The sequence below is a fragment of the Anaerococcus sp. Marseille-P3915 genome (assembly GCF_900258475.1).
In the GTDB taxonomy this organism is placed as follows: Bacteria; Bacillota; Clostridia; order Tissierellales; family Peptoniphilaceae; genus Anaerococcus; species Anaerococcus kampingae.
Window position 1 is genome coordinate 1,488,455 of record NZ_LT984887.1, and the last position, 13,292, is coordinate 1,501,746.

The 13,292-nt window shown below is 40.5% G+C and carries 6 protein-coding genes, 9 tRNA genes and 3 rRNA genes; all 18 read right to left on the reverse strand.

All coding sequences use genetic code 11. The features are described 5' to 3' along the window. Positions 1 to 4: 4 nt before the first annotated feature. The 18 genes from C8269_RS07345 to C8269_RS07430 all read right to left on the reverse strand — a co-directional run bounded on the left by C8269_RS07345 (position 5) and on the right by C8269_RS07430 (position 13,196). Positions 5 to 90, reverse strand: a tRNA-Tyr gene (locus C8269_RS07345). A gap of 30 nt (positions 91 to 120) precedes the next feature. Further along, positions 121 to 196: transfer RNA gene (locus C8269_RS07350), tRNA-Thr, on the reverse strand. Between the two features lie 26 nt (positions 197 to 222). Continuing rightward, a tRNA-Asp gene (locus C8269_RS07355) sits at positions 223 to 299 on the reverse strand. Positions 300 to 355: 56 nt separating this feature from the next. Beyond that, positions 356 to 431 (reverse strand) — tRNA-Val (locus tag C8269_RS07360). Between the two features lie 94 nt (positions 432 to 525). Continuing rightward, positions 526 to 600, reverse strand: a tRNA-Glu gene (locus C8269_RS07365). Between the two features lie 147 nt (positions 601 to 747). After that, positions 748 to 824, reverse strand: a tRNA-Met gene (locus tag C8269_RS07370). A 75-nt stretch (positions 825 to 899) separates the two neighbouring features. Further along, positions 900 to 988 (reverse strand) — tRNA-Leu (locus tag C8269_RS07375). Between the two features lie 48 nt (positions 989 to 1,036). Then, positions 1,037 to 1,111, reverse strand: a tRNA-Asn gene (locus tag C8269_RS07380). Between the two features lie 102 nt (positions 1,112 to 1,213). Continuing rightward, positions 1,214 to 1,330 (reverse strand): 5S ribosomal RNA (rrf, locus tag C8269_RS07385). Positions 1,331 to 1,395: 65 nt separating this feature from the next. Next, positions 1,396 to 4,524, reverse strand: a 23S ribosomal RNA gene (locus C8269_RS07390). A gap of 63 nt (positions 4,525 to 4,587) precedes the next feature. Then, positions 4,588 to 4,663, reverse strand: a tRNA-Ala gene (locus tag C8269_RS07395). Between the two features lie 93 nt (positions 4,664 to 4,756). Continuing rightward, positions 4,757 to 6,283, reverse strand: a 16S ribosomal RNA gene (locus tag C8269_RS07400). The 16S, 23S and 5S rRNA genes sit together here with 9 tRNA genes alongside, the layout of an rRNA operon. Before the next feature lie 478 nt (positions 6,284 to 6,761). Beyond that, on the reverse strand, positions 6,762 to 6,992 hold the full coding sequence (locus C8269_RS07405) for a DUF951 domain-containing protein (protein WP_106461047.1): 231 nt from the start codon (positions 6,990 to 6,992) through the stop codon (positions 6,762 to 6,764). Then, the gene (locus tag C8269_RS07410) at positions 6,979 to 7,848 is read right to left on the reverse strand and encodes a mechanosensitive ion channel family protein (protein WP_234025849.1); all 870 of its coding nucleotides are present in this window, start codon (positions 7,846 to 7,848) and stop codon (positions 6,979 to 6,981) included. The genes C8269_RS07405 and C8269_RS07410 overlap by 14 nt, the downstream gene beginning before the upstream one ends. Beyond that, complete coding sequence (locus tag C8269_RS07415) at positions 7,829 to 8,353, reverse strand: GDSL-type esterase/lipase family protein (protein WP_106461048.1); 525 nt, start codon at positions 8,351 to 8,353, stop codon at positions 7,829 to 7,831. Before C8269_RS07415 ends, C8269_RS07410 begins: the two co-directional genes overlap by 20 nt. Beyond that, positions 8,353 to 10,344, reverse strand: coding sequence for an alpha-amylase family glycosyl hydrolase (locus C8269_RS07420; RefSeq protein WP_106461049.1), 1,992 nt, complete (start codon positions 10,342 to 10,344; stop codon positions 8,353 to 8,355). The genes C8269_RS07415 and C8269_RS07420 overlap by 1 nt, the downstream gene beginning before the upstream one ends. An 11-nt stretch (positions 10,345 to 10,355) precedes the next feature. Continuing rightward, the gene (fusA, locus tag C8269_RS07425) at positions 10,356 to 12,416 is read right to left on the reverse strand and encodes an elongation factor G (RefSeq protein WP_106461050.1); all 2,061 of its coding nucleotides are present in this window, start codon (positions 12,414 to 12,416) and stop codon (positions 10,356 to 10,358) included. Positions 12,417 to 12,806: 390 nt separating this feature from the next. After that, the gene (locus C8269_RS07430) at positions 12,807 to 13,196 is read right to left on the reverse strand and encodes a PH domain-containing protein (RefSeq protein WP_106461051.1); all 390 of its coding nucleotides are present in this window, start codon (positions 13,194 to 13,196) and stop codon (positions 12,807 to 12,809) included. Positions 13,197 to 13,292: the final 96 nt, after the last annotated feature.

Genomic DNA, 13,292 nt, shown 5'->3' on the forward strand with positions numbered 1-13,292 from the left:
AGGTTGGTGGGGATGAGCGGATTCGAACCACTGAAAGCTAAGCTAACGGATTTACAGTCCGTCCCATTTGGCCAACTCTGGAACATCCCCACAATTATTATATTTTTATATGAAACTTACTGGAGCTGATGATAGGACTTGAACCTACAACCTATTGATTACAAATCAATTGCTCTGCCAATTGAGCTACATCAGCACATTGGATCACTATTGCAATCCAAATGGCGACCTGGATGGGATTCGAACCCACGACCTCCGCCGTGACAGGGCGGCATTCTAACCAGCTGAACTACCAGGCCTCATCAACATTTTATTATAGGATAACAAAATGTAATGAGTAATATTTTATTACTTCTGGTGGAAGTAACAGGGCTCGAACCTGTGACCCCCTGCTTGTAAGGCAGATGCTCTCCCAACTGAGCTATACTTCCAAAAACAGAACATTTTGTAAGTCCTCGGACTTCGTCCTGCGGTATTTCGCGCCTGTAGGGCGCGCCTCCTCCAAGAGCCGGAGTGGCTTGCTTTTGGTGACCCCACCGGGATTCGAACCCGGGATACCACCGTGAAAGGGTGGTGTCTTAACCGCTTGACCATGGGGCCTTAATTTAAACATTAATTCAAGTATTTAATTCTATTTTGTTCACACTATACGAGCGGTAACCAGACCTACCAGCCAATTGTTTCACAATTGGGGTTAGGGGCTTCGAACCGCTTGACCATGGGGCCTCATTCATCTTTTTTATGTATTGGTTGCGGGAGCAGGATTTGAACCTACGACCTCCGGGTTATGAGCCCGACGAGCTACCAGACTGCTCTATCCCGCGATAATTCGCATTAGATATGGTAATCTAATTGCTTGCAACTGTACATTTATTTAACTTTTAGCTTCTCTAAGCTATTGGTGCCGAGAATCGGAATCGAACCGATACGGTGTTTAACCACCGCAGGATTTTAAGTCCTGTGCGTCTGCCAGTTCCGCCACCCCGGCACATATTAAGTTAAAAGCGGCTTCGGCTTCAAACTAATAAAAGTTTGTTGGCGCTCAGGGTGGGACTCGAACCCACAACCTACCGGTTAACAGCCGGGTGCTCCACCATTGAGCTACCTAAGCATGACATGATAATATAATAGCATGTTTTTTTGATTTTGTCAATACTTATTATGAAATTTACAGTTAGTACAAACTAGCCAAATAGGCTAGTTGTATTAAACTGTTTGGCGACTTCCTACTCTACCACCCAGTTGCCCAGGCAGTACCATCGGCGTTATGAGGCTTAACTTCTGTGTTCGGTATGGGAACAGGTGTATCTCTCATGCAATCATCACCATATTTTTTGAACCTTTTAAATAGCATCCACTTTTTTGTGGACCCCACCTTAGTGGGAAACAATATTTCCAGTCAAGATATAAAGTATTAGTATCCATTAGCTTAATACATTACTGCACTTACACCTTGGACCTATCAAACGTATTTTCTTTACGTACTCTGAGAAATCTTATCTTGAGGTCTGTTTCGTACTTAGATGCTTTCAGTACTTATCGATTCCATACGTAGCTACCCAGCTATGCTCCTGGCGGAACAACTGGTAGACCATTGGTATGTCCATCCCGGTCCTCTCGTACTAGGGACAGATCCTCTCAAATTTCTTACGCCCACGCTGGATAGGGACCGAACTGTCTCACGACGTTCTGAACCCAGCTCGCGTGCCTCTTTAATGGGCGAACAGCCCAACCCTTGGGACCTACTTCAGCCCCAGGATGAGACGAGCCGACATCGAGGTGCCAAACCTCCCCGTCGATGTGGACTCTTGGGGGAGATAAGCCTGTTATCCCCGGGGTAGCTTTTATCCGTTGAGCGATGGCCCTTCCATGCGGTACCACCGGATCACTAAGTCCGTATTTCTACTCTGCGCAACTTGTAGGTTTTGCAGTTAAGCTCGCTTATGCCTTTGTACTCTTCGAATGGTTTCCGTCCATTCTGAGCGAACCTTTGAACGCCTCCGTTACTTTTTAGGAGGCGACCGCCCCAGTCAAACTGCCCAACTGACAATGTCCGATACCCTGATTCAAGGGTTATCGTTAGAACTTTAATATTAGAAGGTTGGTATCCCAAGGGTGACTCCTCACACACTGGCGTGCATGTATCACAGTCTCCCAACTATCCTGTACATCTAATCTCAAAGTCCAATATCAGCCTACAGTAAAGCTCCACGGGGTCTTTCCGTCCTAGCGTGGGTAAGTCGCATCTTCACGACTACTACAATTTCACCGGATCCTTTGTTGAGACAGTGCCCAAATCGTTACACCTTTCGTGCGGGTCGGAACTTACCCGACAAGGAATTTCGCTACCTTAGGACCGTTATAGTTACGGCCGCCGTTTACTGGGGCTTAAGTTCGAGCCTTCGCTTGCGCTAAGCCTTCGCCTTAACCTTCCAGCACCGGGCAGGTGTCAGCTCCTATACTTCATCTTACGATTTTGCAGAAACTTGTGTTTTTGGTAAACAGTCGCTTGGGCCTGGTTTCTGTGGCCATATCGCTATGGCTCCCCTTCTCCCGAAGTTACGGGGACATTTTGCCGAGTTCCTTAACAAAGGTTCTTCCGCGCGTCTTGGTATTCTCTACCTCCCTACCTGTGTCGGTTTCGGGTACGGGCGCTTTGGTCTGGATAGTGACTTTTCTTGGCAATTTGAAATCGGCTACTTCTCTACTCATGTTTTCGATACCCATCACAGCCTGATTTTAACAATGTGCGGATTTGCCTACACATTAATCTCACTGCTTGGACTGACTTCCATCTGTCAGCTTAGCTTATCCTCTTGCGTCATCACTTCTCTCTTAACGACTTTAAGCGGTACAGGAATCTAAACCTGTTGTCCATCGCCTACGCCTTTCGGCCTTGGCTTAGGTCCCGACTTACCCTGAGGGGACGAGCCTTGCTCAGGAATCCTTAGGGTTTCGACGGGAGAGATTCTCACTCTCCTTCTCGCTACTCATGCCAGCATTCTCACTTGTATTAAGTCCACCTTTGCTTTCGCTTCTGCTTCTTCCCTAATACAACGCTCCTCTACCACTGATAGAGGTATTAAGTATGCTTGTAAGATAGATTTTACTTGACGTTTAATATTTACAGTTACCAGTTAATTTATTGTAGTTTGACTTACGCTTAGGTTTTTAGACCTACCGTTTATTCTTTTTAGGATTTTGGGTGATTTTTGAATCTTTTCTGATTTTTCTTAGTGAGCGTATGTTAGTTTTGATTTTCTACTCTTTTGTTAACTCTGTTATCTTTAATATTTCCATTCAAGTTTAATTATATACCTTACTTGTATACTTAATTCCTCTATCAATCCGAAGCTTCGGTACTGGATTTGAGCCCCGTTCATTTTCGGCGCAACCCCACTTGACCAGTGAGCTATTACGCATTCTTTAAATGCATGGCTGCTTCTAAGCCAACGTCCTGGTTGTCTTAGTAGGATCACATCCTTTTCCACTTAATCCAGATTTTGGGACCTTAGCTGTCGGTCTGGGCTGTTTCCCTTTCGACTTAGAAGCTTATCCCTCTAAGTCTGACTCCTTGACTTGATTTTTTGGCATTCGGAGTTTGATAGGTTTTGGTACGGTAAACCGCCCTAGACCATTCAGTGCTCTACCTCCTTAAATCTTTCGTCAAAGGCTAGCCCTAAAGCTATTTCGAGGAGAACCAGCTATATCCGAGTTCGTTTGGCTTTTCACCCCTAACCACAACTCATCCGATACGTTTTAAACCGTACCCGGTTCGAGCCTCCAGTGAATTTTACTTCACCTTCACTCTGGTCATGGATAGATCACCCGGTTTCGGGTCTATTCTATTCTACTTTTCGCCCTATTCAGACTCGCTTTCGCTTCGACTTCTGATCTTAAATCATTAATCTTGCAGCTTAGAATAACTCGCTGGCCCATTCTACAAAAGGTACGACATCACACTTTGCCCAGTATGTCGGGCTTAATTGCTCTGTCTGCTTGTAGGCACTAGGTTTCAGGTTCTATTTCACTCCCCTTTCGGGGTTCTTTTCACCTTTCCCTCACGGTACTTGTTCACTATCGGTCACATGTTAGTATTTAGCCTTAGGGGATGGGCCCCCTATCTTCACAACGGATTCCTCGTGTCCGGTGCTACTTTCCCTCTGTCCATATTTAACTGTCGCGTACAAGACTGTCACTTTCTTTGGTTCATCTTCCCAAATGATTCTGCTAATTAAATATGATCCTTAATGAGTTGGGCTCTTTTCTTTTCGCTCGCCGCTACTAGGAAAATCGAGTTTTCTTTCTTTTCCTCCTGTTACTTAGATGTTTCAGTTCACAGGGTCTTGCTTCATTAAGCTATGTATTCACTTAATGATGACTGTGTCTTCCACAGCCGGGTTTCCCCATTCGGAGACCTAGGGGTCAATGCTTTTTGTGAGCTTACCCTAGTTTTCGTTCACTTACGTCCTTCGTCGCCTTCATGTGCCAAGGCATCCACCTTGCGCCCTTTCTTTCTTGACTGGAAATATTGTTTGCTATTTAGTTTTTATGGTTCTTTTTTGCAAATTCGCTTGCGAATTTGCATGGTGGAGATAAAGAGATTCGAACTCTTGACCCCCTGCGTGCAAGGCAGGTGCTCTCCCAGCTGAGCTATATCCCCATATTTTTATTTGGCTTTGAACCAAATTGTATATCAATGGTTTTTGTTTTTGTTTCCGTGTGAGGAGAGAGCGTACCCTCTCCTCATCCTTAGAAAGGAGGTGATCCAGCCGCACCTTCCGATACGGCTACCTTGTTACGACTTCACCCCAGTTACTGACCCTACCTTCGACTGCTGCGTCCAAAAGGTTCGCTCACAGGCTTCGGGTATTGCCAACTTCCATGGTGTGACGGGCGGTGTGTACAAGACCCGGGAACGCATTCACCGCGGCATTCTGATCCACGATTACTAGCAACTCCAACTTCATGCACTCGAGTTGCAGAGTGCAATCCGAACTGGGACAGGCTTTTTGAGATTTGCTTGACATCGCTGTCTTGCTGCTCTGTGTACCTGCCATTGTAGCACGTGTGTAGCCCAAGTCATAAAGGGCATGATGATTTGACGTCATCCCCACCTTCCTCCGGTTTGTCACCGGCAGTATCGTTAGAGTCCCCAACTTAATGATGGTAACTAACAATAGGGGTTGCGCTCGTTATGGGACTTAACCCAACATCTCACGACACGAGCTGACGACAACCATGCACCACCTGTATTACAGTCTTCCGAAGAAGTAAGGAACTATCTCTAGCTCCCGCCGTAATATGTCAAGACTTGGTAAGGTTCTTCGCGTTGCGTCGAATTAAACCACATGCTCCGCTGCTTGTGCGGGTCCCCGTCAATTCCTTTGAGTTTCACACTTGCGTGCGTACTCCCCAGGCGGAGTGTTTAATGCGTTAGCTGCGGCACCCAGATTTACTCCAGACACCTAACACTCATCGTTTACGGCGTGGACTACCAGGGTATCTAATCCTGTTTGCTACCCACGCTTTCGTACCTCAGCGTCAGGTTATGGCCAGAAAGTCGCCTTCGCCACCGGTATTCCTCCTAATATCTGCGCATTTCACCGCTACACTAGGAATTCCACTTTCCCTTCCATACCTCAAGATGAGCAGTTTTAAAAGCTTACTATAGTTGAGCTATAGGATTTCACTTCTAACTTGCTTACCCGCCTACGTACCCTTTACGCCCAATGATTCCGGACAACGCTCGGACCTTACGTATTACCGCGGCTGCTGGCACGTAATTAGCCGGTCCTTATTCGTATAGTACTGTCATTTTCTTCCTATACAAAAGATTTTTACAACCCGAAGGCCTTCTAAATCACGCGGCGTCGCTGCATCAGGGTTTCCCCCATTGTGCAAAATTCCCCACTGCTGCCTCCCGTAGGAGTCTGGGCCGTGTCTCAGTCCCAATGTGGCCGTACACTCTCTCAAGCCGGCTACTGATCGTTGCCTTGGTGAGCCATTATCTCACCAACTAGCTGATCAGACGCAAGTCCATCTTAGAGCGATAAATCTTTGACCAGGCTACCATGCGATAGCTTGGTATCATTGGGTATTATTCTCCGTTTCCAGAGGCTATCCCCATCTCTAAGGCAGGTTACTCACGCGTTACTCACCCGTCCGCCACTAATCCACTTAATTTCACTCCGAAGAAATCAGTTAAGTTTCATCGTTCGACTTGCATGTGTTATGCACGCCGCCAGCGTTAATCCTGAGCCAGGATCAAACTCTCATAAAAAATTTGTATGAAAGTCTTAGATCAAGACTCTATTCATTTACACTTGACTTAATCAAATGCGTGATTTATATTCTTGTATATCAAGAATCATTACTGTAAAGAAATTTAACTAGGTTATAGTTGTTATTCTTTAAAGTTTTTGTTTTGCTATTTTAAATAGCAACAAAAACCATTGATATTTAATTTGTATGAAATGCCTTAGCATTTCTGGTTCATGTCTCAGCATTTATCGTGCTGACTATTATATAGTACCACAGGTTTTTTATCTTGTCAAGACTTTTTTTCATTTTTTTATGATTTTTTTATCTTGGCGACTAGTTCCTGTCGCACCGACATTTAATACTATAACATCTATTTTTGTCCTTGTCAAATTTTTTTTGTATTTTTTTATCTTATTTTTTTTGCTTCTTTATATATATTATTTTTTATCCTCTATCTTTTTTCTATAATGAAAAACCCTCCTTATGGAGGGCTTACTTTATTGATCTTCTTCTGGTTCATAGTTTACTATTGATACCATTTTTCCATTTTTATCTTTTATTTTTCTGATTCTTTTATCAAATTCCAATCTTTTCATCCATATTATTTTATCACAACCTGTACATCTTAGCTTGATGTCTGCTCCTACTCTTTCGATTTGCCAGAGGTTTTCTCCACATGGATGGCCCTTTTTTAGGGTTATTACGTCATCTACTTTATATTTTTTCATTTGTTTCGTACCCCACTAAGCTTGCTTTTATCCCTCTTTTTTCCATCTCTAACTTTATTAGCTCTCTTGCTTTTCTTGCTATAGCCCATTGGCTTCCTGCTTTGACTTCCGCTAGCATTCTTACTTTATAAGAGAATTCATCAAAACTGTTTATTTCAAAAAAGCTAAAGTCCTCTATAAAGTCTTTTTTATATTCGCTATTTTTTAGTTCTTTTGATACTTTTTCTATTATTTCTTTTGCTTCTTTTAGGTCCGTGTCATAGGATAGTCTGAAGCTTACATCTGATTTAGCCGGCCCTCTGTTAAAGTTTTGAACTTTTTCTATTTGGGAGTTTGGGATTATGTGGATTGACCCGTTGAAGTCTCTTATTTTTGTTGTTCTTAGGTTTAGCTCTTCTACTTCTCCTTCTGCACTTGCTGTCTGTATCCATTCTCCTACTCTTATCTTATCATCTATTATTATAAAGGCTCCTTTTATAAAGTCGCTGATTATAGATTGTGATGCGAAGGCTATGGCTAGACCTCCAACTCCTGCTGTAGCTATGAGTGCTGAGGTATTTATTCCTAGACCATCTAATATTCCTATAAGTACTACAAAAACAACTATTGTTTTTATTATTGAATAGAGGAGGTTGCCTGCAGTTTCTATTTTCGACTTGTTGGCAATTTTCCCTGACCTTTCACTTTCTATTAGTTTGTCTATTAGCTTTCTTGCTATTTTCAGAAAAACTAGCCCTATTAATATCATTATCAGTGTTGATGTTAATTTTAGGACCAACTGATTTTTGACTAATTCTGATATGATGGGTGTTTTTTCTAGAGTATCTGCTATTTGCTCATTTGCTGTTTCTGTCAATTTCTTCTCCTAGAATTTTTTCTATTTCTCTGGCTAGATTTTGATGAAAGTCGCTTGCTAGGTGGATTCCATCTAAGTAATGTCCATCAATTTGGCTCGCTCTTATATAGTAATCTGCCCCATGAACTTTTTCTTCTAAGGCCTTTAATTTCCTATTGACTCCTTCATAGAAGCTGAAGATTTTTTCTTCTTCTATATAAGGAGGGCTTATTAGCATCGTTTTTCTTGCCTGAGATATATTTAGTATACTTTTTAGATTCTCTTCTACAAACTCGAGGCTTTTACCATTCATAAAGTCATTGGTCCCACCAAATATTATTAGTAGATCTTCTTTTTCTTTTAATTTTTGATATCTCTTGTATCTATTTAACATCTCTTCTGTTGTCGACCCATTTACTCCAAGGTTTTTAATTTCAAAACCCGCCTTTTGTAAAAAGCGGGTGTATGATTTTTCTTCTACTAAGTAGCCTAGGGTAAAAGAATCTCCTAATGCTGTTATTTTCATTATTTGACCTTTTTTAAGACTAGGGCTGTTCTTGATGGTATATAGATTTTTATGCCATCATAGTCAGTGCCCGGAAGTTTTTCTGTTGTGTATGTGTAATCGTGACTTATTCTGCCAAAACCACCAAATCTAAATTCGTCTGAGTCCATTAGAACTTTAAATTCTCCTATATCATGGATTGGTAGGTGGAAGGATTCGTAGGAATCTGTTGGGTGGAAATTAAATAGGTAGACTAGGTCTCCATTTCTGAAGGCTATAATTTTTCTATCGTTATCCAGCCATAGCCTATATGTTGTTTTGCCTAATTGATGGTATTCTTTAACAAATTCTATCATGGCCCTATCAAATTCATTTAGATATTGGTATTTTAGATAATCTGCATCGGCTAGAGACCACATACGACGTGCATAATGGTAGGAGTAGCCATTTCCTTCTCTTGGAAAGTCTATCCATTCTGGATGACCAAATTCATTGCCCATGAAGTTTAGGTAACCATCTGTTCCCATTGATATGGTTATCCATCTTATCATCTTGTGGAGGGCTATGGCCCTGTCTATGATTAGATTATGGCTGTCTTTGGACATGGAATCGTACATTTCCTTATCTGCTAGCCTAAAGATGGTGGTTTTTGAACCTACTAGGGCTTGGTCGTGACTTTCTACATAGCCTATTCTTTTTTCATTTGGTCTGTGGGTTGTTAGTTCGTACCACATGTTGGATAGGTTCCAATCGTAGTCATTTTTCTCTAGGGCTTTTTCCCAGAAATCTGGCATTCCCATCGCTAGCCTATAATCAAATCCTATACCGCCCTGGCTTACTGGCAAACACATACCTGGCATACCTGACATATCTTCTGCTATGGTTATGGCCTTTGGCTTGATTTCTCTGATTAATTCATTGGCCATTTGCAAATAATTTAAGGCATCTATGTCTGTATTCATTGAGAAATATTTGCCATAATTATCAAAAGCTTCTCCCCTGCCGTGATCTCTATAGATCATGGAGGTGACTCCGTCAAATCTAAAACCATCGAAGTGATATTCTTCTAGCCAATATTTAACATTTGATAGAAGGAAGTGATTTACTCCTGCCTTGTGATAATCAAAAAGCTTGGAATCCCAGTCTGGATGGTTACCTTCTCCGCCTGCATGGAAAAATTGATAGTCGGTGCCGTCAAATTCATTGATACCTTCAGCTGTGTTTTTGACTGAGTGTGAATGAACTAGGTCCATTATTACATTAAGACCCATTTGGTGGGCTGTGTTTATTAGGCTCTTTAGGTCGTTATTTTCCCCATACCAGGAAGATGGCGCAAAGAAATTTGATACTTGATAGCCAAATGATCCATAATATGGGTGTTCGGCTATAGCCATAAGTTGAACTGTGTCATAGCCCGCCTTTTGTATTCTTGGCAAGATATATTTTTCAAATTCTTTGTAGGATGATACCTTGCCTTCTTCACCTGCCATTCCTATGTGGGCTTCATAAATTAGTGGATTGTCCTTTTTTATTTCAAAATCTTGGTCTGTCCACTCAAATTCTTTCCTTGGATTTTCTAGAACCATAGCATAGTCAAAGTCTTCATTTCTTTCGACCCTTCTTGCATAAAGTGGTATTCTTTCTGATAATCTACCATTTGCATCTACTAGGACTTTTATCCTTGATTTGTGTGGGATTGTCCTGATTCCTTCGACAAAGATTTCCCAATCTTCGTCATTTATTTTATGGAGAGGATGGGAGTGCTTATCCCATCCATTAAAATCTCCTATTAGATAAAGACCGTCAGCATTTGGAGCCCATTCTCTATATATCCAGCCTCCTTTTACCTTGTGGAAACCGTAATAATTGTGGGCATTGGCAAAATCTTTAAGTGATTTGCCATCTGCTAAAAACCTATTTTTTTGCTCTTGTAATCGATCCATCCTTAGATTAATATCATTTTCATAATCACTCAAATAAGGGTCAATATCGAGTATTTCCCATCTTGCCATAGTATTTCCTCTTAGTCTTTCTTGTAATTTTCTATTACTTTTTGGGTTATTTCTTTTGGAACCTCTTCATATCTTACAAAGTCCATTGAGAAGCTTCCTCTTGCTGATGTTTGGCTTCTTAGGTCTATTGCGTAGGTTAGAACTTCTGAAAGTGGTGCTTCTGCTTTGATTATTTGGCTACCATCTTCTTGTGGTTCCATGCCTAAGATTCTACCACGTCTCTTATTCATATCTCCCATTACATCACCCATGTTAGCGTCTGGAACATTGATTTCAAGAGCCATTACAGGTTCTAATAGGATTGGGTCTGCTTCTTCTATACCTTTTTTGAAGGCTATTCTTGCTGCAGTTTTGAAGGCTTGTTCGTTAGAATCTACTGGGTGGTAAGAGCCATCATAAAGGGTTGCCTTTACGCCTGTTACCTTAAAGCCTGCTAATGGGCCTTCTAGTAGAGATTCCTCTAGACCTTTTTCTACAGCTGGGAAGTAGTTTTTAGGAACTGCTCCACCGAATACTTCTTCATCAAAGACGAAGTCTTCTTCTGTTGGTTCAAACCTGATAAATACATCACCATATTGGCCTGCACCACCGGATTGTTTTTTGTGTTTACCTTGAACATCTGATTTGCCCTTAATTGTTTCTCTATAAGGGATTCTATATTCTACTATTTCTGTATTTACAGAGTAATTATCTTTTAGCTTATCCATTATTACTTCAAGCTGAACATTGCCAAGACCTGATAGGACTTGTTGACTTGTTTCTCTATTCATCTCGTTGTTAAAGCTTGGATCTTCTTCAGCTAGTTTTTGAAGAGCTTCAGAAATCTTATCCTCATCAGCACGGCTTACAGCCTTTATCGCGTAAAATAGGACTGGTTTTGGATATTTAACTTGTTTATAAAGGATTTTGTTTTCTTTAGAGCAAAGTGTATCGCCAGTAGAAGTTGCTTCTAGTTTAGCAAAGGCTCCTATATCACCAGCTACGACCTTATCTGTTTTAATTTGTTCATTTCCTCTTAGGTAGAAGAGTGAAGCTATCTTTTCATCTCTATCTTTGCTTGCATTATAAAGCTTGTCATCTTTTGAAATTGAACCTGATAGAACCTTAAAGATTGAAATCTTTCCTAAGAATGGGTCTGCAAGGGTCTTAAATACTACTGCAGAAAATGGCGCATCTTCTTTTGCTTCAAAAGCCTCATAGCCATCTGCTACCCTAAAACCTATATTAGCCGCTTCATCATCGATTGCTGGCATGTATTTGATTATGCAGTCAAGTAGGCTTGTTAGACCTATCATTTTTTCTGTAGAACCTGCTATAAGTGGAACTACCTTACCATTTAGGATTGCCTTTGATAGACCTTCTCTAATTTCTGCTTCTGAGAATTCTTCGCCTTCAAAGAATTTTTCCATTAGAGCGTCATCACTTTCAGCTACAGCTTCTATGACTTGGTTGAAAACTTCTTCAACTTCTGCCATTCTTATTTCTGGAATTTCTGCTTCAGCCTTTTCATCATTGTGATAGGTGTAAGCTTTTTTGTCCATGACATCTATGATGCCTTCGTATTCATCACCTTCGCCAAGCATTAGGGTTAGAGGAATGATGTTTTTACCAAATTCTATGTGAAGATCACTTACGACCTTGTTAAAATTAGCGTTTTCCTTATCAAGTTTGTTTACAAAAATAATGGAAGGTAAATTAATTTTTTGAGTATATTTCCAATATTTTTCTGTACCAACTTCTATGCCCTTTTCACCATCTATTACAAAGAGAGCTGATTCTGCTGCCCTTAGAGCCTGCAATACTTCACCCTCAAAGTCAAAAAATCCTGGAGAATCTATGAAATTTAATTTATAATCGTTGTATTCTATCGGAATAATTGATGTTTGTAGGGAAATATTTCTCTTTTTCTCTTGTTTTTCGTAGTCTGAAACTGTATTTCCAGATTCTACTTTTCCCTTTTTATCGATAACACCAGTTTTAAATAAAAGGGATTCAGTAAGTGAAGTTTTACCAGCTCCCGAATGCCCTACCAAGGCGAGATTCCTGATCTTAGATGTATTATAGTTTTTCATATATTGCTCCTTCTTGGACTTGTTGTTAATTTTATGTCCATTTTTATTTTTATACTATAATTATATAATAACTTCTAATAAATTTCTACCCCTTTGAGAAAATGTTTTCACTTTCTTGATAAAAAAGCACCCCATCCTTATAGCTACAAAAGGGCTTTTAGAATTTATTTTAAAATATATTCTTCAGCGGGTTTTGCTGCATTTCTAGCAAATAATATTATTTCTGTCACAGCCTTGCCTCCTAACTAGTTGGCTCTGTGGATAGCTCCTGTGCCCTCGCTTGCTGGATATTGACCTTGGCAAGCGTAAAAATAAGAAGGCCATCAGTGCCAAAAAATATATTTTGTAAAATAAAATCTATATGGGTAAACAATTTGTACTCACTAGTTCTTAAAGTACATATGAGCTTATAACCTTTGAGATGCTAACTATATCAACGCTAGTTTTAAAGTCAAACGAAAGAGACTTGCCATCATTAAATGCAAGGAAAAGCTCACTATCAATGTCCAAAACACCTGCAGTTTCAACACCAAAATATTGAATCTTTGAATAAGGATAAGAAATATAAGCTCTTTTTTTGCCGGTAATTCCTTGAACATTGACGACAAGAATCCTCTTATTAGAAAAAACAACCTGATCTCTAATTGTCTCAAAGGCCGATATGATTTCCTCTCCATCAACAAAAAAATCTAAAAGCTCACTTCTTACCTTAGATGAGTCAATCTCTTTTAAGTTAAAAGTGTTAGAGTCTCCCCAAAGACCTGTGCTAATTGTTGCCATAATATCTCCTTAAATATATCTTTTAGATATATATACCCGTTTTTATCTTGCTTACTTGTATTGTATATAAATACTTATTATCTATTGCATAGAAAA

What these genes read in the sequence shown, in the direction of transcription:
- C8269_RS07405 (WP_106461047.1), bottom strand. Translation starts at nt 6,992, where the DNA reads ATGAAAAAATATAAAGTAGATGACGTAATAACCCTAAAAAAGGGCCAT.
- C8269_RS07415 (WP_106461048.1), bottom strand. Translation starts at nt 8,353, where the DNA reads ATGAAAATAACAGCATTAGGAGATTCTTTTACCCTAGGCTACTTAGTA.
- C8269_RS07420 (WP_106461049.1), bottom strand. Translation starts at nt 10,344, where the DNA reads ATGGCAAGATGGGAAATACTCGATATTGACCCTTATTTGAGTGATTAT.
- fusA (WP_106461050.1), bottom strand. Translation starts at nt 12,416, where the DNA reads ATGAAAAACTATAATACATCTAAGATCAGGAATCTCGCCTTGGTAGGG.
- C8269_RS07430 (WP_106461051.1), bottom strand. Translation starts at nt 13,196, where the DNA reads ATGGCAACAATTAGCACAGGTCTTTGGGGAGACTCTAACACTTTTAAC.